Source organism: Aquirufa salirivi, assembly GCF_045310485.1.
Lineage (GTDB): Bacteria > Bacteroidota > Bacteroidia > Cytophagales > Spirosomataceae > Aquirufa > Aquirufa salirivi.
Genome location: NZ_JBEWZH010000011.1, coordinates 28655 through 51075 on the forward strand (window position 1 = coordinate 28655; position 22421 = coordinate 51075).

General features: G+C 39.9%; 19 protein-coding genes. 13 read left to right on the forward strand and 6 right to left on the reverse strand.

The window, feature by feature from the left end; genetic code table 11:
- Positions 1-49 precede the first annotated feature (49 nt).
- Positions 50-907, forward strand: a complete 858-nt coding sequence (locus U0R11_RS13165; RefSeq protein ID WP_406752236.1) for a glycerophosphodiester phosphodiesterase family protein — start codon at positions 50-52, stop codon at positions 905-907.
- A gap of 113 nt (positions 908-1020) precedes the next feature.
- On the forward strand, positions 1021-3504 hold the full coding sequence (locus U0R11_RS13170; protein WP_406752238.1) for a cation-translocating P-type ATPase: 2484 nt from the start codon (positions 1021-1023) through the stop codon (positions 3502-3504).
- 105 nt (positions 3505-3609) lie between these two features.
- On the opposite strand, the gene kbl is transcribed toward U0R11_RS13170, so the two are convergent.
- Together kbl and U0R11_RS13180 are read right to left on the reverse strand one after the other, a co-directional pair.
- Positions 3610-4797 carry a glycine C-acetyltransferase gene (gene kbl, locus U0R11_RS13175; protein WP_406752240.1) on the reverse strand — a complete coding sequence of 396 codons (1188 nt, stop codon included), beginning with the start codon at positions 4795-4797 and terminating at the stop codon, positions 3610-3612.
- A gap of 13 nt (positions 4798-4810) precedes the next feature.
- Positions 4811-5755, reverse strand: a complete 945-nt coding sequence (locus U0R11_RS13180) for an NAD-dependent epimerase/dehydratase family protein (protein WP_406752241.1) — start codon at positions 5753-5755, stop codon at positions 4811-4813.
- 353 nt (positions 5756-6108) lie between these two features.
- Between U0R11_RS13180 and U0R11_RS13185 the strand changes: the two genes are divergently transcribed.
- The 4 genes from U0R11_RS13185 (at position 6109) to U0R11_RS13200 (ending at position 8659) form a co-directional block, all read left to right on the forward strand.
- Positions 6109-6408: a type II toxin-antitoxin system RelE/ParE family toxin gene (locus U0R11_RS13185; RefSeq protein ID WP_406752243.1), complete on the forward strand. Its 300-nt coding sequence runs from the start codon at positions 6109-6111 to the stop codon at positions 6406-6408.
- A 3-nt stretch (positions 6409-6411) separates the two neighbouring features.
- Positions 6412-6690: an addiction module antidote protein gene (locus U0R11_RS13190; protein WP_406752245.1), complete on the forward strand. Its 279-nt coding sequence runs from the start codon at positions 6412-6414 to the stop codon at positions 6688-6690.
- A gap of 423 nt (positions 6691-7113) precedes the next feature.
- The gene (locus U0R11_RS13195; RefSeq protein WP_406752246.1) at positions 7114-7632 is read left to right on the forward strand and encodes a carbohydrate-binding protein; all 519 of its coding nucleotides are present in this window, start codon (positions 7114-7116) and stop codon (positions 7630-7632) included.
- A 202-nt stretch (positions 7633-7834) separates the two neighbouring features.
- Complete coding sequence (locus U0R11_RS13200; RefSeq protein WP_406752247.1) at positions 7835-8659, forward strand: SGNH/GDSL hydrolase family protein; 825 nt, start codon at positions 7835-7837, stop codon at positions 8657-8659.
- 12 nt (positions 8660-8671) lie between these two features.
- Here the strand turns inward: U0R11_RS13200 and U0R11_RS13205 are convergent, their stop codons facing one another.
- Positions 8672-9229: an acyl-CoA thioesterase gene (locus U0R11_RS13205; protein ID WP_406752249.1), complete on the reverse strand. Its 558-nt coding sequence runs from the start codon at positions 9227-9229 to the stop codon at positions 8672-8674.
- A gap of 2 nt (positions 9230-9231) precedes the next feature.
- Positions 9232-9996: a uroporphyrinogen-III C-methyltransferase gene (gene cobA, locus U0R11_RS13210; protein WP_406752251.1), complete on the reverse strand. Its 765-nt coding sequence runs from the start codon at positions 9994-9996 to the stop codon at positions 9232-9234.
- A gap of 450 nt (positions 9997-10446) precedes the next feature.
- Between cobA and nirB the strand changes: the two genes are divergently transcribed.
- From nirB to U0R11_RS13245, 7 genes are read left to right on the forward strand one after another with little or no spacing between them, the layout of a single operon-like run.
- Positions 10447-12942, forward strand: coding sequence for a nitrite reductase large subunit NirB (nirB, locus tag U0R11_RS13215; RefSeq protein ID WP_406752253.1), 2496 nt, complete (start codon positions 10447-10449; stop codon positions 12940-12942).
- Between the two features lie 23 nt (positions 12943-12965).
- Positions 12966-13322 (forward strand): nitrite reductase small subunit NirD, encoded by a 357-nt coding sequence (nirD, locus tag U0R11_RS13220; protein ID WP_406752255.1) that lies wholly within the window; start codon positions 12966-12968, stop codon positions 13320-13322.
- Positions 13312-14805 (forward strand): alginate export family protein, encoded by a 1494-nt coding sequence (locus U0R11_RS13225; RefSeq protein WP_406752256.1) that lies wholly within the window; start codon positions 13312-13314, stop codon positions 14803-14805. Before nirD ends, U0R11_RS13225 begins: the two co-directional genes overlap by 11 nt.
- Before the next feature lie 20 nt (positions 14806-14825).
- On the forward strand, positions 14826-16106 hold the full coding sequence (locus tag U0R11_RS13230; RefSeq protein ID WP_406752258.1) for a NarK family nitrate/nitrite MFS transporter: 1281 nt from the start codon (positions 14826-14828) through the stop codon (positions 16104-16106).
- A gap of 18 nt (positions 16107-16124) precedes the next feature.
- Positions 16125-19664, forward strand: coding sequence for a molybdopterin-dependent oxidoreductase (locus tag U0R11_RS13235; RefSeq protein WP_406752260.1), 3540 nt, complete (start codon positions 16125-16127; stop codon positions 19662-19664).
- On the forward strand, positions 19645-20148 hold the full coding sequence (locus tag U0R11_RS13240; protein WP_406752262.1) for a nitrate reductase associated protein: 504 nt from the start codon (positions 19645-19647) through the stop codon (positions 20146-20148). Before U0R11_RS13235 ends, U0R11_RS13240 begins: the two co-directional genes overlap by 20 nt.
- On the forward strand, positions 20145-21575 hold the full coding sequence (locus U0R11_RS13245) for a rubredoxin (protein ID WP_406752264.1): 1431 nt from the start codon (positions 20145-20147) through the stop codon (positions 21573-21575). Before U0R11_RS13240 ends, U0R11_RS13245 begins: the two co-directional genes overlap by 4 nt.
- Here the strand turns inward: U0R11_RS13245 and U0R11_RS13250 are convergent.
- On the reverse strand, positions 21568-22149 hold the full coding sequence (locus U0R11_RS13250) for a molybdenum cofactor guanylyltransferase (RefSeq protein WP_406752265.1): 582 nt from the start codon (positions 22147-22149) through the stop codon (positions 21568-21570). The two genes, U0R11_RS13245 and U0R11_RS13250, sit on opposite strands and share 8 nt — an antisense overlap.
- Complete coding sequence (locus tag U0R11_RS13255) at positions 22146-22421, reverse strand: SelT/SelW/SelH family protein (protein ID WP_269002421.1); 276 nt, start codon at positions 22419-22421, stop codon at positions 22146-22148. Before U0R11_RS13255 ends, U0R11_RS13250 begins: the two co-directional genes overlap by 4 nt.

Sequence of the window (22421 nt, forward strand, 5' to 3'; positions counted from 1 at the left end):
ATATGAGCTACTTTTGTTTTAATTAATTACCTAAACCTAGTTTAAAATAATGAAAATCACCTATTTCGTAGGCCTATTCTTGTGCCTTTTCGTGTCATCTATTCACGCTCAAAAAAGCAGCGAATATTTCAAGAAAATTCAAAAGTCATACCTGAATACTCAAGAACCTTTGGTGATGATTGCCGCTCACCGTGGAGCTCATTTGGAAGAACCTGAAAATTCAATGGCAGCCTTGAAAAAAACGATGGAACTAGGTGTTGATATCATGGAATTGGATGTGCGCTTTACCAAAGATCGAAAAATGGTGTTGATGCATGATAAAAAAGTAGACAGAACTACCAATGCCAAAGGATTGGTATCGGATTTTACTTTTGAAGAAATTAGAAAATTGCGATTGAAACATCGTGAGCAAGTGACCAATGAGCAAATCCCCACACTAGAAGAGGCATTTCAATTGGCGAAGGGAAAGATTTTGATTGATTTAGATATCAAAGATGATGCCACCTTAGATTCCATTATTGTATTGGTTAATCGGATGAAGATGGAGAAAAACTGTTTCTTTTTTGTGTATGAACCGGAGGAAGTGGTGATGTTACAAAAGAAGAATAAAAACTTCCAAATCATGATTCGAACAGAAAATGAGGAAGCTGTAAAAAAATTAGTGGCCTCGGGAGCTAAACCTCATGCGGTCCATATCGATCCAAGTCATTATAGCCCCGAAGTGGTGAAAGCCATTAAGCAAATACCTGCTCGTGTTTGGATCAATGCTTTGGGAGCCGTGGATTTTAAAGCAGCCCAACAGCCCCAAGCTTTTGAAGAAGTATTGAAATATGGAGCCAATATGATTCAAACGGATCAACCCGCCAAATTGAAGGAATATTTGAAAAGCCAAGGAAAGTATAGGTAGTTATTAGGTAATAGTTATTAGGGAAAGACACCCATAACTATTACCTTCCCCTACATTCTACATTCTACATTCCTAATTCTGCATTCCCCCTAATCTCTAATAATCTCCTTTCCATGGAAATGCGGCCAGGTTTATCTGATTCAGAAGTAGCTCAACGATTAGATCGATTTGGCTATAATGAATTGCCTGGGCAGGACAAGAAAAATATCTGGGTAATCGTGTTAGAAGTTATTCGAGAACCTATGTTTATTTTACTGATTTTCAGCAGTTTACTATATATGGTATTGGGAGATTACCGCGAAGGAATGATGTTGATGAGCTTTATTTTGGTCATCATTTTCATTACTTTTTACCAATATCAAAAGACGGAAAGGGCTTTGGAGAAACTGAAGAATCTTTCTTCACCCAGAGCCAAAGTTATTCGAAATCAACAAGTAGTCCGAATCCCAGGTAGAGAGGTAGTTCCTTGTGATATTTTGTCTTTATCTGAAGGAGACCGCATACCTGCCGATGCACGTTTGTTGGAAATCAATAATTTGATGATCGATGAATCCATGCTCACGGGGGAGTCTGTAGCCGTGCAAAAAAAGCTGAACACAGCAGAAGATATTGGCATGGTTTTTAGTGGTACCATGATCGTTCAAGGACGAGCTTTGGCAGAAGTTACAGAAACGGGAGTTTATACTCAACTTGGCAAGATTGGAACAAGTTTAAGTAACTTGAGTTCAGGGGAAACACGACTTCAAATAGAAATGAAGAAATTGATTCGCTCTTTACTTTGGATAGGAGTAGGAATTAGTTTAGCTGTATTCTTAGCATTTTATCTTTCAAGAGGAGGATTAGTGAAGTCGATTCTCAATGCATTATCTACTTCCATTGCCATTTTACCTGAAGAGTTTCCCGTTGTATTCACTGTTTTTTTGGCCATTGGAGCTTGGCGTTTATCCAAAATCCAAGTATTAACTCGCAATCCATCTGCGATTGAAACCTTGGGTTCTACTACGGTATTGTGCAGTGATAAAACTGGTACCATTACCCAAAATAGAATGCAGATCATGCAGCTGTTTCTTGATGGTCAATTTGTAAATGAAGCAGATTTTCTTCTAGAAAAAGCTAAGATTCAGTCCTTGATTTATGCAGCTGAACTAGCCTCCCATGCTTCTTCCCTAGATCCTATGGAAGTGGCTATTTTTCAGACCAAACAAAGTTTAGGAGCTGAAGTTTCTTCCATATTACCATTGGTGCGCGAATATCCACTAAGTACGGATTTATTAGCTATGACTCAGGTGTACCAATTAGATCAGGCTATTCAAGTAGGCTATACGAAAGGTGCCCCAGAAGCAATCTTTAACTTATGTCAAATCGATGGAGAGGAACGAGAGAAGCTAGAGGAAGCTTTAGGGAAAATGGCTTCCCAAGCGCTCCGTGTTATTGCTGTTGCTCAAACAGGGATATTAAAGGGAGATTTGCCAGATCAACAAAAAAACTTGACTTGTCAATTTTTGGGACTTATCGGATTACAAGACCCAATTCGACCAGAGGTACCTCAGGCCATACAGGAATGTATGGATGCTGGAATAAAAGTTAACATGATTACGGGAGATTATCCCCAAACAGCCAGTAGTATAGCTAAGCAGATTGGACTGCGGAATGCTGACCAGGTACTTACTGGCGAAGAATTACTGCAATTGAGTGATGAGGAACTGAAACGATGTATTGGAGATTATTCGGTTTTTGCTCGAATAAAACCTGATCAGAAATTACGGATCGTCAATGCATTGAAGCAAAACCATGAAGTAGTTGCCATGACTGGTGACGGAGTCAATGATGCCCCAGCTTTAAAAGCTGCTCATATTGGCATTGCTATGGGAAACAAAGGTACGGATGTGGCGAGAGAAGCCTCCTCTTTGGTTTTATTGGATGATAATTTTGCCTCCATTGTGGCAGCTATCCGATCAGGTAGAAGGATTTTTGATAACCTTCAAAAAGCCATGTCATACATTATTTCTATCCATATTCCCATCATTGGCTTAACCTTGTTGCCCGCCATGTTTGAATTCATGCCATTGCTTTTGTTGCCTTTGCATATCGTGTTTTTAGAAATGATCATAGATCCAATTTGTTCGGTTGCTTTTGAATCTGAGGTAGAGGAAAAATCCATTATGTCTAGGCCTCCTCGGGATGTTCGAGCTACATTTTTTGGGTTTAAACTATTATTTAGGTCAATTGTCCGAGGATTATTATTGCTCAGTACAGTTTTGGTAGTCTTCTGGTTTTCTTGGAAAGAAGGGCATACCGATAATGAAATTAGAGCCATTAGTTTCTCGGCCTTGATTATTGGGAATATCTTTTTTATTTATTCCAGTTTGTCGAATACCCGTAGTTTTATCCATGTTTTCATCGAGCGGAATGCCATGGCTTTGATTGTTTCGATAACGGCTATTGTTGTCCTTTTGCTTATTGTTTATGTTCCATATCTCCAAAGTTTATTCAGCTTTGAATTTCCAGGATTCGCACATTTTAAATTAGTACTCATAACTTCATGCAGTCTATTGGCTACGCTAGAACTGGTTAAATGGGGGAGGGGGAAATTGTAAACGATGCATTATAAATTGTGGAATAGGGGTTAGTTATTAGGGAAAGACACCCATAACTATTATCTACCTCTAAATTCTACATTCCTAATTCTACATTCTTCATCCCTAAATCACCCCTAATTCCTTTCCTACCTTGGTAAAAGCAGCTATGGCTTTATCTAAATGCGAGTTATCATGGGCAGCAGAAAGTTGAACACGAATTCTAGCTTTTCCTTGAGCTACAACTGGGTAAAAGAATCCAACGACATAGATACCCTCTTCCAACATGCGAGCAGCAAATGTCTGAGCAATTTTGGCATCGTACAACATGACAGGTACAATAGGATGGAATCCTGGTTTGATATCAAAACCTGCTGCGGTCATTTTCTCACGGAAATAAGCCGTATTTTCTGCTAATTTATCGCGCAAGGCTGTTGACTCCGTTAATAAATCCAAAACTTCAATGGAGGCCGCTGTAATAGCAGGAGCCAAGGTATTGGAAAATAAATAGGGCCTGGAACGTTGACGTAATAATTCAATAATCTCTTTTCTGCCCGAAGTAAATCCTCCGGAAGCACCACCTAAGGCTTTTCCTAAAGTTCCCGTAATGATATCAATGCGGCCCATGACATTAAAATGCTCATGCGTTCCTCTTCCAGTTTGACCAATAAATCCACTGGCATGACATTCATCAATCATCACCAAGGCTTTGTACTTGTCAGCTAAATCACAAATTTTATCCAAAGGAGCTACAGAACCGTCCATGGAAAAGGCGCCATCACTAACAATAATTCGGTGACGGCATCCTTGTGCGGCAATTAATTGCTTTTCCAGATCTTCCATATCGATATTCTTATAGCGGAAGCGTTGGGCTTTGCATAAGCGTACCCCATCAATGATGGAAGCATGGTTTAATTCATCTGAAATAATAGCATCTTCTGCCGAAAATAAGGGTTCGAAAGCTCCCCCATTGGCATCAAAAGCCGCTGCATATAAAATGGTGTCTTCTGTTCCTAAAAATTCAGAAATCTTTCTTTCCAGTGTTTTATGTATATCCTGGGTGCCACAAATAAACCGAACCGACGATAATCCAAATCCATGAGAATCAATGCCTTTTTTTGCCGCCTCGATGACCCTTGGATGTGAGGATAATCCCAAATAATTGTTGGCACAGAAATTAATGACTTCTTGGCCAGTATTCAATTGAATATCAGCTCCTTGTGGGCTGCTAATGATGCGTTCTATCTTGAATAATCCAGCTTCCTTGATGGATTGTATTTCTTCTTGTAGAGGTCCTTGTAAGGTTTGGTACATAATCGGGGATGTATTATTTTCTGAGGTTATTTATCATGTCTTGGGTTAATTTGCTTAAATCATAATCGGGTTTCCAGCCCCAATCTTGCTGAGCAAACTGATCGTCAATGGAGGCAGGCCATGAATCAGCAATGGCTTGTCTTGGGTCATGTGAAGCATATTTCAGTTGAAAATGAGGAATATGCTTTCGGATTTCTTCAGCTAGCATTTCAGGGGTAAAACTTAATCCTGCAAAATTATAACTGGAGCGAATATGAATTTTATTGGCTGGTGCATCCATCAGTTCGATCGTTCCTCGGATGGCATCTTCCATGTACATCATGGGCAATTCGGTTCCTTCCGATAAAAAAGAAGAATAGGAGCCTTTTTTCAATGCCTCATGAAAGATATGAATGGCATAGTCCGTTGTGCCTCCTCCCGGAGCGGCTTTCCAAGAAATTAAGCCAGGATAGCGTATACTTCTGACATCCAGCTGATACTTTTGGTGGTAGTATTCACACCAGCGTTCGCCCGCTAATTTACTAATTCCATACACCGTATTGGGGTCCATGGTGCAGTACTGTGGAGTTTGTTGTTTGGGGGAATTCGGGCCAAAGACGGCAATGGAACTTGGCCAGTATACTTTGGACGTTTTATATGCTAGTGAAAAGTCCAAGACATTCAACAAGCCGTTCATGTTCAAATCCCAAGCCAACTTAGGGTTTTGCTCCCCAGTGGCTGACAATAATGCGGCCAGTAAATAGACTTGCGTTGGTTGATATTTTTGATAGATGTCTTTGAGCATGTCTTTGTCTAGGACATTGACAAATTCAAAGGGACCAGCATGTAATGTTTCGTAATCAGGACGGCGGATATCGCAGGCCACTACGTTATCGTTGTGATAAGCTTTTCGTAAGGAGTTGACTAGTTCGGTGCCAATCTGGCCATTGGAACCCAAAACCAATATTTTTTCTGACATGTGCTTGTTGATGAGTAGATAAGCAAAGGTAGAAAAAATGTGAGTCCATTGTGTCTAAACTCGAACGGAAAAAACATGGAAAAGGTAAAAGGATGACCTATGTAGCGCGGAGATTAATGATTTACCCTTAAATATTTTAATCTAATTGATTACCATTTAAGGAATTCATGTGGTTCAAGTTTTTATTATCTTCGAATACGATCATTGAGAAGTCTCTTTATATTTTTAAAACCATCTAAATTCATTCAATATCAGTTAGCAAAAATATAAGCCAGACTTATAATTTTGAATGTATGCTATTTTGAGTAGCTTGTTTTTTGTAGATTTGTATCCAATTGGATACAAATTGTTGAATGTACATCATCGAAAAAACCGCTAATTTTGACAAATGGCTTAGAAAATTAAATGATTTAAGAGCCAAAGCAAAAATATTGATTCGCATTCAAAAAATGGAGACTTATGGATATTTTGGAGATTGTGAATCCGTTGGTAACGGAATACGTGAATTGAAAATCGACTATGCAAAGGGTTACCGTGTATATTTTACAGTAGTAGATTGTAAAATTATTTTTCTGCTCATAGGTGGAGATAAATCAACCCAACAGAAAGATATTGAAAAGGCAAAAGATATGTTAAAAAGTTTAAAGAAATAAAAAATGAAAACTACGAAATTTGATGTTGCAGACTATTTAGATAGTAAAGAAACGATCATAGAGTATCTAAATGTAGTTTTGGCTGAAGGAAACGATTCCGATGTCATTACAGCCCTTGGACAAATTGCAAAATCTGTAGGAATGACAAAAATTGCCAATGAAACTGGATTAAGTAGACCGAGCTTATACAAAGCTTTATCTGATGGTTCAAAGCCTCAATTTGAGACTATTATGAAAGTTTTAAGAGCGTTTGGTGGACAACTGCAAATAAATTCAATTTAGGTATTATTGACACCGAACTAATCAATCTGAATTCATTAAACTAACTAGGTGATTTTAGTTGGTATTCATGTTGTTTAGTCATCAAGATTTGAACAAAAAAAGCACCCTCCATTTGGTTTGAAGGGTGTTTTTTTACGTTTTTAATAGGGGTTAAATGAAGAAAAATTCCTCAGCTTCAATAGCTTGACTTATTTTTTTTCTCCTTTTTAGCGTCCTTTTTCTCCTTAGGAGTTTTAGTAGCTTCTTTTTTCTCGGTTTTTTTGGAATTCATTCCCTTGGCCATATCTGTAAAGGTTAGAAAGTTTCATATTTTCTGCAAGGACGGGAAAATATTAAAGAATCCCAAGGTTGACAAGCCTGAACCTATGGACTATTCAGAATATTGGTTAATTTTAAATGAATTCTAAACCTTAATCAATCATCATGTTACATGCTATTTTACTGTTCACTTGGCTCTTTGGTGGACTTTATTCCCCATATTTCGGTTATTCCAACCAGCAAAGCACGCCTAAAAAAGGCTTTCAGGTAAATCGTCCAACTCGTATTGACAAGAATATCAAAGGTGCTTATCATTTAACTGCTGCCAAAGGTAAAGCGATAGGTTCCGATATTAAATTCATGCCCGAGTATCAAGCTTTTGGTTGGTTTACTTCTAAAGACCGAGTAGAATGGGAAGTGGACGTAAAGAAAACCGGTGATTATCAAGTGGACATCATCTATTCTGTGGATAATGCCGAAGCTGGAAAAGAATTTATCTTAATAAGTCCAACATCTCAATTGCTGGGAAAAGTGCTTCCAAGTGGCAACTGGGAAACCTATAAAACCTTAGGAGCGGGAAAAATCCATTTGAATCAAGGTGTTCAAAAAATCGTATTTAAATCCAAGACTCAATTTAAAGCAAGTGGTGCCCTATTGGATTTAAGAGAAATTATTTTGAGGTGATATCTTGTAGAGCAAATTAAAGCTTGCGAATTCACCCCACTATTTTCATGGCAAAATGAACTAGATCTAAGTCAAATGTCGATCCGCTAGTATCTAATTTATTTCCTGCTAAGAAATTTGAATAGTATCTAAATTTACCCAATATTGAGACCTAGGGAAACCATGAAAGGTTTTATTCTATACAATCTATTAACATTCCATCATGAAAAAGTGTATCATCCTCTTTGTCATCCTATTATTCCAAAGTTCTTTTACGCCCAAAGAAATTACCTGGGTAGCTATAGGAGACTCCATCACCTATTTGAATGAACACCCCAATGAAACAGGAAATAGAATCACGAAGGGATATATGACAGGGGTCGTGGAGCGTTTGCCACAGTTTAAGTATGTCAACAAAGGCTATAATGGCTGGACGGCCGTAAAAATTGCTATCGATATTGAAAAGTTGAATATTCCAGTAGCCGATGTATACAGCGTTTTTTTAGGAACCAATGATTGGTGGGGTTCTAAGCCATTGGGGGCATGGGCAGATTATGAAAACAATACGGGTGTGGCTACCGTTCAAGGATCATTTCGGGTAATCATGAATAAGTTAAGAAGCCTAAATCCCCAGGCTAAAATAGTCTTGATTACACCCATGCAGCGAGTGGATTTTGTGTACATCAATAATTTTAAGAATAATGCCTTTGGTTCATATAAAGAGAAAAATGGCCAGCGATTGGAACAGTTTGCGGATGCGATTGTAGCCATAGCTAAGTTTGAAGGCATTCCGGTGGTGGATCTATACCACAAAAAAGGCATGGATCATGCCAAATTAGTACATTTTAAATACCTGAAAGATCCGGCTACAGGAAACTACAAAAAGTTTTCATACCCAGAATATGTGGATGTGCCATTTAATCCAGCTAGCGACGAATATCCATATCCCGTGGAGGCCTCCCAAGTAACGTATGATGGCCTTCATCCTGCTGATAAGGGTTATGAAATGATCACCAAAGAGCTGGTGAAGATATTTAAAAAGTGGTAAGTCTAGGCTAATCTAAAGGGTTAAAAAGCATTTGTCTGATTCCTGACATTCCGCTTTTAATTCATGGAATTGCTGGTCCTTAACAGCTGTTTTTAATAGTTCTCTTTTTTCTAAAGAGAGTTTTCTGATGATTTTACCTTTACAAAATCGACGAAGCTGTACTTCATTTTCTAAGATAATCCCGGGGACCGAGGTGAGCTTTCCTTCCGCATCTTTAGCGGCCATGGTGAAATAACATGAATTGGTATGTCGCACGATGCCATCCGTAGGTTTGAAAGATTCCACGCGCATGCCCACAATCATGGTCGTTTTGCCCACATAAATGATGGAAGCTTTGATGGTGACTAATTCGCCGACTTCTACCACTTGTTTGAACTCAACCCCTTCCACGGCTACCGTAACACAATACTGTCCGCTGTGTTTGGAAGCACAAATAAAGGCAACCTTGTCCATGAGGGAAAGTAAGATCCCACCATGGATTTTTCCACCAAAATTGGCATAGGAAGGTATCATAAGCTCCGTGTAAATGGTTTCTGAATCCATGACACTTTTTTGTAATTGAGTAGGCATGTTTATGACTGCTTTAGGGTAGCTTCTTGAATGATGGAAGAAAGGTGCGTGCGATGTAGCTTGACAACCTCACCAACGATGATGATGGCAGGATTGCTGATTCCTGCATTTTCTACTTTAAATTGAATGTCTCGAGTAGTCCCAATAACCATTTTTTCATCGGGTCGAGTGCCGTTTTGAATGATGGCTACAGGTGTTTTGCTTTTGCCGCATTGTTGAAATATATCCATAATGGCTTCTAATTTGCTCATGGCCATTAATATGATAACAGTAGCAGAGGATTGAGCAGCCCAAAAAATATCTGGTGAAATTTCTCCCTGAGCCGTAGTACCTGTTGTGACCCAAAAACTTTCGTTGATTCCCCGACAAGTCAATGGGATTCTTTGAGAAGCAGGAACAGCCAATGCGCTGGATATTCCCGGTATAATTTCGACTTCCATTCCTGCCGATTCTGCGGCTTCAATCTCTTCTTGTGCTCTACCGAATACAAAGGGGTCGCCACCTTTTAAGCGAACAATCCGCGTATACTGTTGCGAAAGTTCCATGATTCGTAGATTGATTTCTTGTTGTGACAAGGTATGACATCCAAATCTTTTTCCTACAAATTCCAAATGACATGATGGTTTGGCATAGGACAATAAGGCTGGGTTGGCTAATGCATCATAGAGAATCACATCGGCCTCTTGTAGAATTCTTATCGCTTTCAAGGTGATTAATTCAGGGTCGCCGGGACCAGCTCCGACCAGAAATAAACGTTTTGTAGGCATGGTTGGTTTTGGTTTGTTTCTTTATTAAATACAATTTTTAAAGAAGTCTGATAATGCTTTTCAACGATTTCTTTGTAAATCTAAGTAGCTAAGTTTAATTTTTATCTATTTATTGTAATTATTTTGCAAAATACTTAAAAACAAGTTTAAAAATGAATCAATTTTTTATTAAAAACCGAATAATAAACAAAATAAGGTAAAATATTTAACACAAATTACTTGTTTTGTATTTTTTGAAAGACAATATTTGCAACAGATAAAAGCATTTATATACAAACAATTGTCCTTTTTTAGCATTTTAAGGAATTTTTCAAAATGTTCCAAAATGAAATAGTGGCTCAAATACTATTTTGTTTCTCATCAACAATGACACATAATTGTCAAGAATAAATTGGAATAGTTCAATTTTTTCTGGTCAAATTTTATTACCACATTGTAAAATCAAGCATCATGAAAATTATCATCATTGGCAATGGTATGGTTGGCTATAAGTTTTGCGAAAAGCTCATGGCGAAAAATCCACAAGGCATAGAACTCATCGTATTTGGAGAGGAAATAAGGCCTGCTTATGACCGAGTTCACCTCAGTGAGTTTTTCTCTGGAAAGTCTGCTCAGGATTTAGAAATGGCACCAGCTACTTGGTATGAGGAACATGGAATTAAACTTTATACGGGTGATCCCATCATGCAGTTGGATTGTGAAAATAAGACCGTTAGCTCTCATGCAGGAATCACTGAATCCTATGATTACTTAGTTTTTGCAACGGGATCATCGGCCTTTGTTCCGCCTATTCCTGGGGTTGAAAAAGATGGGGTATTCATTTACCGTACCATTGAAGATTTGGAAATGATGCGTGACTGGGCTCCTAAAGCTAAAAAAGGTGCTGTGATTGGAGGAGGGCTTTTGGGTTTAGAAGCCGCCAAGGCCATGATTGATCTGGGTGTGACAGATACCCATGTGATTGAGTTTGCTCCTCGCTTAATGCCGAGGCAAATTGATGAGGCTGGATCTACCTTGTTACAAGCTAAGTTGGAATCGATAGGTTTACATATTTTGACCTCGACGAATACCCTAGAAATTACGGGTTCCGATAAAATCAGCGGTATGCGCTTTCAAAATGAACAAGTTTTGGATGTAGATATGCTCGTGATTTCGGCTGGGATTAAACCTCGGGATGAATTGGCAAAAAGTGCCGGTTTAGCCACTGGGCCTCGAGGGGGTATTTTGGTGGATTCGCACATGCTGACTTCTGACCCACATATTTTGGCCATTGGTGAATGTGCGCTTTATGAAGGAATGATTTATGGTTTAGTAGCTCCAGGCTATGAAATGGCTGAAGTGGCCATCGCTACTTTATTAGGTTCCGACAAGCAGTTTACTGGATTTGATATGAGTACCAAACTGAAATTGATTGGGATTGATGTAGCCAGCTTTGGAGATCCTTTTGCTTCGGATGGAGAGGTAAGGAGTATTGTGTTGGAAGATCGAAATAAGGGAATATATAAACGTGTCAATATCAGTGCTGATGGAAAAACGCTATTAGGTGGTATTTTGATTGGTGATGCAGAACAATACAACATGCTCTTGCAAACCTGTAAAAATCAAGTGGTACTTCCTCCAAATCCAGAAGATATCATCTTAGGTTCTCGAGGTGGGGAATCAGAAGGTGGAGCTGGAGTACTTAGTTTGCCAGATGATGCCATGATCTGTAGTTGTGAGGCAGTAAGCAAAGGTGATATTTGTTCCCATGTCCTCAATGGTGCCGAAAATATAGAAGCCATCAAGAAATGCACCAAAGCAGGTACGGGTTGTGGCGGTTGCGTACCTATGGTCAAAGATATCGTAAATCATACCTTGAAGTCGCAAGGCATCTACGTACGAAATGTCATTTGTGAGCACTTTGATTACTCTCGACAAGAGCTTTTGGATTTAGTCCATTTACACAACTTACGTTCTTATGATGAGGTGCTTTCTGCGCATGGCCATGGTGACGGTTGTGAAGTTTGTAAACCTTTGGTAGCTTCTTTGATAGCGAGTTTATGGAATGAAATGATTTTGGATAAGGGAAATGATACAGCCCAAGATAGCAATGATCGTTTCTTGGCCAATATTCAAAAAGGGGGAACTTATTCTGTTGTGCCGCGTATTCCGGGTGGGGAAATTACCCCTGATAAGCTCATCGTCATTGGGGAAGTAGCTAAGGAATATAATCTCTATACCAAAATTACGGGTGGTCAGCGCATTGATTTGTTTGGTGCCCACTTAACGGATCTACCTGCTATATGGGAAAAACTCATTGAGGCGGGTTTTGAAAGTGGACATGCTTATGGAAAGGCATTGCGCACGGTTAAAAGTTGCGTGGGTAGCACCTGGTGTCGATTTGGCCTACATGATTCTGTCAGCTTTGCCATTCAAATTGAAGAAAGGTATCGGGGAATAAGAGCCCCACATAAAATCAAAGGTGGTGTTTCTGGATGTATACGCGAATGTGCGGAGGCTCAAAGTAAGGACTTTGGTATCATTGCCACTGAAAAAGGATGGAACCTACATGTATGTGGAAACGGGGGTTCTAAGCCTCAGCATGCCCTATTATTAGCTAGTGATATTGATTCAGAAACTTGCATTCGTTACATCGACCGCTTCTTAATGTTTTATATTAAAACAGCTGACCCATTAACCCGCACCGCCACATGGTTAAATAAATTGGAAGGAGGGATCGACTACCTACGCAATGTGGTGGTCAATGACAGCCTAGGATTAGCGGAGGAATTAGAAAGCGAAATGCAAAAGCTGGTAGATAATTATGTCTGTGAGTGGAAAGCCGCCGTAGAAAATCCCGAATTCAGAAAGCGATTCAGTCATTTTGTGAATGCCCCTGAAGAAAAAGACCCCACTGTGGATTTTGAAGTTTTACGTGATCAAAAGAAGGCGAAAGCCTGGAGTTAATAACATAGCCTAAAAGTAAAGAAATGGTAGAGACAATGAATAAAACATGGTTCCTCGCTTGCCAGGTGCAAGATGTTCCAGAAAATGGAGGTGTTTGTGTCAAAGTAAAAGACCAACAAATTGCCTTATTTCATTTTGCCCGTAGAGGGGAGTGGTACGCTACTCAAAATGAATGTCCACATCGTCAACAAATGGCCCTAAGTCGGGGAATGATCGGCTCACAAGGGGAAGAACCCAAGGTGGCTTGTCCATTTCACAAGAAGACTTTTTCCCTTAAAACAGGTGCATGTTTATCGGGCGATGTGGAGGCCATCAAGACCTACTCGGTCATGATCAAAGATGAATCTGTGTACATTTTTTTGGATAGCCATGAAGTATAAATTACTATTTCTTTTTTTCTGGATCAGTAGTCCCATGATGGCGCAATTGTCATTTTCGGGTCAACTAAGAACGCGTTCGGAGTATCGGGACGGCGTTGGAAACTTACGTTTGAAATCGGCAACCCCAGCCTTTTTTACTTCTCAAAGAACAAGACTTACGGCTGCCTATAAAAGCAGTCGGGTACAATTTCAAGCGAGCCTTCAAGATGTACGGGTTTGGGGACAAGATGCTTCAAGCATTTCAGCAAATGATGGTAGTAAGTTGGGTGTACATGAAGCCTGGGCTGAAATCACTTTAATTAATAAGTCGGACAGTACTTTGCCTAAATGGGTGGATCATTTGGCCTTGAAAGTAGGTCGACAAGAGCTGTTGTATGATGATTCTCGATTATTAGGAAATCTGGATTGGTTACAGCAGGCTCGTAGGCATGATGCCATGGTTTTAAAAATGTTGCACCACGGATGGCGTGCTGACTTAGGTTTGGCATTTAATCAAAATACTGATGCCTTTCAGTATGATGGCACTTATTATACGCCAGCGAATGTACTGCCTTATATCAAAGACAGCAAGGGAAATTTAGTGGCGAGTCCATCAGGAATGATCCCAACCGTCAATGCCCAAGGCTATTCTAGTAAATCTGGGGCTTTGGCTGTATTAAATCCACCAAGCACCAATGCTCTGGGGCAAAATTATAAATCCTTGCAATTTTTATATCTGTCGAAAAGCTTCTCCAGTAGCAAGCTGACAGGTTTATTTCTGAGTGATCAATTTGGGGCATATACCTCTGACTCTACCCGAAATGTGGCGGGGAAAGATACAGGTTATGTGTTTGGTAGAAAGTATCATTCATCTTTAAATCATGCTCGCTTTACCTATGGCTTGACTTTAACGTCCATGTTAGAAAAATCAAAAAAAGTGCAGTTGAATGCAGGCTTTTTTTATCAATCAGGACATGACAAAGAGGGATTAACGCTAGACGCTTTTACTTCTACATTGGCAGTAAGCATCCAACATAAAAAATGGGCTTATACGCTGGGTTGGGACTATGTCTCTGGAAATGATGCGTTTTCTAGCTCTAAAGTGAATCATCGTTTTGATCCATTGTATGGTACGCCTCATAAATTTTGGGGATACATGGATTATTTCTATGTAGCCACAGGCTCACCATTGGGAGGTTTATCCAATGTCTATGCCAAAGCAAAATACATCTCCTCCAATAAGCGATTTAGTACAGGATTTGACCTGCATTATTTTGCCTTAGCCAATCAACAAAAACAAGTGGATGGGCGGCCTTTAGATGCCTATTTAGGGATGGAGCTAGACTGGATAAGTACTTATACCTTAAACAAGTCCTGTCAGTTGGACTTGGGATTATGTGCACTTACTGCCAGCGATTCCATGGAATATGCTAAATCACTAAGCCCAGGTTCTAGTAGTAAAAATGCGCATTGGGCCTATTTGCAATTAAATATCCTTTTATAATCCACCTAAATATTAATCTGATGAATACGATCAAACCTCTCGAAAAATTGAATGTTTTTTCATTCAAATGCGTGCAAATGCGTACGTTTCACATCACTTGGATGACCTTTTTTGTTTGTTTCTTTGGCTGGTTTGGATTGGCTCCGCTCATGCCAACCATCAAAGAAACATTGCATTTGAGTAAATCTCAAATCGGCAATATCATCATTGCCTCGGTTTCAGGGACAATCATTGCCCGTTTATTAATAGGTCGTTTATGTGATACCTGGGGTCCAAGAAAAACCTATACAGCTTTACTTTTATTGGGTGCTATACCGGTGATGGGTGTAGGTTTAGCCAATAGTTATGAGACATTCTTATTATTCCGTTTGGCCATAAGTATTGTTGGAGCTTCTTTTGTAATTACACAATTTCATACCTCCATCATGTTTTCACCGGCTATTAAAGGAACAGCCAATGCCGTTGCTGGAGGTTGGGGGAATTTAGGAGGGGGAATAACCAACATGGTAATGCCTTTGATATTTTCAGCCATCGTCGGTTTTGGTTATGTCAAAGCAGATGCATGGAGATATGCGATGATTTTCCCTGGAATCTTGATGTTAATCATGGCATTCATTTATTACCGTTATACCAAAGACACGCCCTCCGGTAATTATGATGAAATAGAAAGAACAGCTGAACAAAAAAGTAAAACAGACTATTCGGTGTTGAAGGATTGGAGAATTTGGGCATTATCTCTGGCATACGCCGTTTGTTTTGGCATGGAAATTACATTTGACAATGTAGCGGCACTTCATTTTGTACAGGAATATGGCCTTAGTCAAAGCACTGCTGGAATCTGTGCAGGTGCCTTTGGCTTCATGAATATTTTTGCCCGTGCTTTAGGAGGAATTTTTGCTGATAAGGTAGGAAAAACCTATGGAATGCGTGGCAAAGGATTATTATTGGCCTCCGTGTTATTGTTGGAAGGCCTTGGCCTAATCATGTTTGCCAATGCAGGTAATTTAACCATGGCTTTATTATCCATGATAGGTTTTGCTCTTTTCTTAAAAATGGCCAATGGCGCTACCTATGCCATCACACCATTTGTAAATGCCAAAAATGTAGGATTAGTGAGTGGTATAGTGGGCGCAGGTGGAAACGTTGGAGGTATGTTGTTTGGCTTTTTATTTAAAAGTGAAAACATCACTTACATGCAAGCATTTGCTTACATCGGATTAATCGTCATCGCTATTTCGGTGATCATTTTCATTACTCGTTTTTCTGAGCCTAAAAAGGCATTAGAACTTAATTTGGCTTAATTAATACCCAAATACCTCATGGATAAGCACTTAAAAGCGGGTTTCTCGGAGCATTTAAGTACCTGCTGTTACTGTGGGGTTGGCTGTGGTGTGTCCATACAAAAAGATCCACTTGGAAGAATTTGGGTGGAAGGAGAACAAGGTCATCCTGTGAACCAAGGGCAACTTTGTAGTAAAGGGATGAATTTACATCATACAGTAAATGATACCTCCGACAGGTTACTTTATCCCGAAGTCCGCTTTGGGAGAAGTCAACCTCGTCAACGTGTCAGCTGGGATGTAGCCTTAGAGCGTACGGCTGCCGTTTTTAGTTCATTAATTGAAAAATATGGACCAGATTCAGTGGCTTTTTATGCCTCTGGCCAATGTCTGACGGAAGAATATTATGTGATCAATAAGCTCATCAAAGGATATATTGGTTCCAATAACATCGACACCAATTCAAGGCTTTGCATGAGCTCAGCGGTGGTGGGATATAAAATGTCTTTGGGAGAAGATTCTGTACCCGTATCCTATGAAGATTTAGATGTAGCTGATGTGATTTTTGTAGCTGGCGCCAATCCTGCATGGTGTCATCCCATTCTATGGCGTAGGGTAGAAGCTGCCAAAGAGCGAAATCCTGATTTGAAGATCATTGTCAGTGATCCGCGCAAAACCCAGACTTGCTCCATAGCCGATGTTCATTTACAGCTAAATCCTGGCACAGATATCGTATTACATCATGCCATCGGTCGAGCACTCATCGAGATGGGCGCTATTGATGTAGCATTTGTATCGAATCACACGGAAGGATTTGCTCATTACCAAGAGTCCGTCATGCAAAGGACATTGGAAGAAGCTGCGGAACTTTGTGGTGTATCAATAAACGACATACTTACAACGGCATCTTACATCAAAGAGGCCAAAGGGTTTATGACCATGTGGACCATGGGATTGAATCAAAGTGCCGTGGGAGTCAGTAAAAACCTCTCCTTGATTAATTTAAATTTAATCACTGGTCAAATCGGTCGACCTGGCGCTGGTCCTTTATCACTCACTGGTCAACCTAACGCTATGGGAGGAAGAGAAGTTGGTGGATTATCCAATTTACTTCCCGCCCATCGAGATTTAATGAATCCAGCGCATCGTGCTGAAGTAGAAGATTTTTGGGCTGTTCCTCGCGGTCGGATTGCTCCCAAACCAGGGCTCAGCGCTACCGAAATGTTTGAGGCATTGGAATCTGGAAAATTAAAGGCTGTTTGGATTATTTGTACCAATCCATTAATCAGTATGCCTGATGTTCGTCGAGTAGAACAGGCCTTCAAGAAAGCCAAATTTGTGGTGGTGCAAGATATCTCTCATCGAGTAGAAACCTTAGCCTATGCAGACGTAGTTTTACCTGCTGCTTCATGGGCAGAGAAAGAAGGTACCATGACCAATGCTGAAAGGAGGGTCAGTTATTTGCCTAAGGTATTGAACGCTCCCGGTGAAGCACTTCCTGATGCTGAAATTATTTGTCGTTTCGCACAAAAAATGGGATTTAAAGGCTTTGATTTTAATCATTCAGCTGACATTTATGCCGAACATGTGCAATTGACCCAAGGGACGAATGTAGATATGAGTGGATTGAGTCACGCGCTTTTGAAGGAAAAAAGAACGCTACAATGGCCTTATATCTCAGGACAAAGTGACCAAGGTACAGCTCGTTTGTTTTCGGACAATCAGTTTTATACTTCTTCTCAAAAAGCCCAAATTCATACTGTTTCGGATGAAAATACATCAGAAAAAGTGTCAAATGAATTTCCCTTGATTCTAACGACGGGTAGAATTCGGGATCAGTGGCATACCATGTCCAAAACAGGAAAAGTGAATAAGTTGAAACAACACATTCATGAATCCTTCCTTGAAATTCATCCGGATGACGCCGCCCAATTAGGAATACAAGATCAGTCGCTAGTAGAAATAAAAAACAATCGGGGGGAAGTGCGCGTCAAAGCCAAACTATCCCCTGACATTAAAAAGGGTGTCGTGTTTTTACCCATGCATTGGGGAAAACTGGGTAATATGGATTTGAACCGGGCCAATAATTTGACCAATAATTTGGTTGATCCTAAGAGCAAAGAACCGGATTTTAAATTTTCAGCGGTATCTGTAAAGGCATATAAAAAAACAAAGCAGAAGATCATTGTGGTAGGTGCAGGTGCGGGTGCTTGTGGCTTTGTGAAGTCGTATCGACAATACAATACCGATGACAGTATTGAAGTATTCAGTAAAGAAAACTTACCTTTTTATAATCGAGTATTACTTCCTGATTATATCAATGGCACGCTTCCTTGGATTAACCTCGTCAAGATGTCGGAGGAAGAAGAATTAGAACATCAATTTACCTTACATCGGGGTGTTTGGATTACCTCTGTGAATCGGGAAGAAAAACGGGTAGTGGATCAATTGGGAAGAAGCCATCACTACGATGTACTTATTTTAGCTACAGGAAGCAGGCCAGCACTTTTGCGGGATATACCTGCTTTGGCCGGAGTATTTACGATGCGTAGTCGCATGGATGCCGACCGCTTTTTGGCCCACATAGACCCGAAACAAGGTCCCGTGTTAATTGTGGGTGGAGGCTTATTAGGGATTGAGCTAGCGGCATCCTTACAAAAAATGCAAGTTAAAGTGACGATAATTCATCGAAACTCCCGATTTATGGACCGACAATTGGACCCTCTGGGAAGTCAATTGCTGCATGAAGAATTAGTGGATCGAGGAATTGGCATACATTATAATGATGAAATAGAACGCTTTTTAGGTGAAGAAAACATAGCAGGTGTCCGTTTGAAAAGTGGATTAACCTTGACATGTCAAGCCATGGTCATCGCCATTGGTACTATACCCAATATAGAATTAGCCAAAGAAGCTGGCATAAAAACCCAAAGGGGGATTTGTGTTGATGCTTATTTACAAACCAATGATCCTTATATTCATGCCATTGGGGAAATTGCCGAATGTGATGGATCCTTGTTTGGTATAACGGCTGCAGCAGAGCAGCAAGCTGAAATTGTGGCCCGATATTTATCTGGGGATATTTCAGCTCAATATTCAGGCTCTTTATTGATGAATATCTTGAAAATGCATGGTACGGATTTTTGTTCCATGGGTATTATTGAATTGCCTCAAAACCCGTCTTTTGAAGAGGTCGTGTTTATCGATAAGGCCAAAAGGTATTATAAAAAATGCATTATCCACAATGATCGATTGGTGGGAGCCATATTGATTGGAGATAAGCGAGAATTTCTAGAATTTAAAAATCTGATTGAAAATAAGATTGAGTTAAGTGAGAAGCGATTGCAGTTACTTCGTGCTGGGGAAGCACCTGAGCCAGTTATAGGTAAATTGATTTGTAGCTGCAATGGCGTAGGCGAGGGGAATTTAGTCAAAAAGATAGATGCCGGCTGTACGGATCACCTACAATTATGTCAGTTGAGTGGTGCGGGTATGGGTTGCGGAAGTTGCCGCCCAGAAGTGAAATCGATTTTAGATCGTACGTTGAAAATGAAACATCATGAAAGAGTTCTTGAATAAACCATCGATCTTTAAAGGTCAAAAGGGTTTAGAATATTTTGATTTTGAAGAGGATTTTGTAGAAGCCGATATGCGGTGCATCCCGATGGTGGTTCGCTTTAAATTAGATCAAGTGAAGATCAAATTGAAGCTGCATGAATGGGCTAAATTTTCGGCCGCTGAGAAATTAGCTTTAGCGCTAGCTCCTACCGAAAGTTTATCGGATAAAATGAGCTATAAGGATAAATTAAGGTCCTTGGTATTTCAATATACTAAAGAGGAATTGAGCGAATTAGATCCCAGTAGATTGATTTTTGATTGGATGGATGTTTTGGTAGTTCCAGCCAGGCTCCAAGAAAAAGCCAAGGAATTTGCTTGGAAAGTTTCCGTACAGCAATGGGCTCAATTGAGTCATTTGCAGCGTTATGCCTTGTTGAAATTGACCAACCCTGGACATGAAAATAAGAATTTCCCAATCGCCATGCGTGAATTTAATATCGTATGAATTATGTAAAAATAAATTTTCTGGGTGGTATTATTTCTCCAGGAGATCTCTTGGAAATACTGGAGTTGCTGGATCACTTGTACATTCGCTATGTCAGTTTTGGATTACGCCAGCAGCTAATCATTCCAGTAGAAGAAGAATTCATTCCCGCTCTGAAAGCTGGATTAGAAAGGAAGGGGATACCCTATGAAGTGAATTCAGAAGTTTATCCCAATATCGTTAGTTCCTATCCGGCTGAAGATATCTTCATTCAAGGTACTTGGCTGAGTGAAGGGGTATATCGCGATATTTTAGATGGAATTGATTTTTCTCCTCAATTGAAAATTAATATTTCGGATTCCAATCAAAGTTTCACACCGCTTTTAACGGGTAATATCAATTGGGTTGCATCGGTCAACGAAGCCCATTTTTGGCATTTATTTATCCGTTTTCCTAAAACCAATGTGGTCTATCCATGGACGGAATTGGTACATACCCAAGACGTAGCTTCATTTTCTAAGTCCTTAGAAAGTCTACTATTGAGTGACTTGCCGGCCTTTTATGATCAAGAAAATGCCAGTGGGGTGGAGCTGATGTCGCGCATGAATTTAAAGCCTTATATTTTACGAAGAGCCCAAGAATCAGCCAAATTGCCGGATTTCAATTTACCTTATTATGAAGGATTAAACCGCTATAATAACCGCTATTGGCTAGGAATCTATCGAAGGGAAGAAAAATTTGCAGTGGCTTTTTTACAAGAAGCTTGCCAATTGTGTTTGGCTACCAAAGTAGGACAAATGGGATCCACTCCCTGGAAATCTTTGATTATAAAAGGAATAGAGGAGGCTGATAAAAGGGCATGGAACCTCTTACTAGAAAAGCATCAAATTAACATGCGACATGCGGCAAATGAGCTCAACTTTCAAGTGGAGGATCATAGCCCTGAGGGATTAGCTTTAAAGCAATTTTTGGTCAAGCACCTAAATGAAGAAGACACTCGGTCCTTTGGACTAAGTATAGGAATTAAAACCAGAAAGAAATCGGAAGTATTTGGTGGCATCGTGGTTAGAAGAAGGCCTGTTTTATGGGGACTTTTTCATGTGTATGATATTCTTTGTGCCAATGATTTTAATCCCAATCAACGAACAGGTTCTTTGTATGGATCAGGACTTCCTAAATTTATTTTGGGTGAACAGTTACGAAGGGCTATTTTGAGTTTTTATAAATTTCGTTCCTCAAAAATGAAGGTGTCTACCGTGCCAGATATTGTGCTGGAAGAAACTAAACTTAGTTTATGTCAATGTCCGGCTTGCCTGACTATTTATAATCCTGCCTATGGAGATGAATCTCAGCAAGTTCCAGCTGGAACTCTTTTTGAAGATTTACCAGCTGATTATGTCTGTGAAATGTGTGAGGCGCCCAAACTCACTTTTGTGAGTATTAGTTGATTTGATCTGGGGAATTGCAATTAAGGAAATACTTAGTGTTATCTTCTGAAACAGGTTTTATGGCTGCTTGAAGTCCGTCTAAAATGGAAATAAGACTCGTTTTTGTCAGCTCATTTTTTTCTACAAGGTTAGCTATTTGTGCCAATCCCTGAGCGGAATAAATGGCACACATGGGTTCTATTTGTGCCCCATTTTGGTATACCCATGCCAAAGATTCAGCATTGTTTTTCTGGAACTCCATCAATTCTTTCAAACAAGAAATTCCCATGTTGGGCATATCGCAGGCTAACACTAAAAGATCTTCCTTGGGGTAGTTAATGTGTGCTGACAGGATACCTTTAATGGGTCCAGCAGCATGTATTTCAGGAAGGTCTAAGATGATATTTTCAGGACTTATGTGCGCAGAATAATGGGATGTTTGTTCTAGATGTAAACCCACAAAGCTCCTGATTCCACATGAATTCAATTTGTTCCAAGCAGATTTAGCCCATATTTCTCCTGATTTGTTTACTAACAGACCTTTGTCAGCGCCCATACGTAGACTTTTACCACCTGCCATGACGAGTCCTATCATCGATCGGAATGTCCCAAGGACTTTTCTGGGCAAATTTTATCTCGTACTAGTTGTTTTAATTCCTTGATTTCAGCAAATCCTCCATGCGTTTTACGGTCAAACAGAAGCTCATCATTGACATGCAGCGCAAATTCGCCAGATATTTCACTGGGTTTTAAGGTTACAGCCCCTAGTTCAGCTTCAAAAGTGCTCAACATTTCTTGAGCCACATAGGCTGCTCGAAGTAACCAATGGCATTTAGGGCAGTAGGAAATAGTTAAGGTGGGTTTCAT